At 71.1% G+C, this 246-nt stretch carries 1 pseudogene; it reads left to right on the top strand.

Annotation, left to right across the window (positions count from 1 at the left end):
* A pseudogene (locus AC0IY0_RS28920) lies at nucleotides 1–246 on the top strand (phytoene desaturase); the annotation flags it as partial.

The following is a 246-nucleotide window of genomic DNA, read 5'->3' as shown; positions in this document are numbered from 1 at the left end:
CCGGACAGTCTGGGGCACCACACGATCCTCCTGGCCGACGGCTATGAGCGCAACAACCGGGAGATCACCGAGGGGACGCTGCCGATGCAGCCCTCCCTCTACGTCCAGCATGCCGGCGACACCGACGGCGGCATGGCGCCGGCGGGGCACACCGCCCTCTACGTCCTGGTGCCGGTGCCGAACCTCCAGGCCGGGATCGACTGGGCGGCGACCCGGGAGAGCTACCGTGCCCTGATCCTGGAGCGC

The sequence above is a fragment of the Methylobacterium sp. AC315 genome (assembly GCF_979253755.1).
Note: the sequence above shows the minus strand (reverse complement) of the source record. Positions and strands in the feature narration are given on the sequence as shown.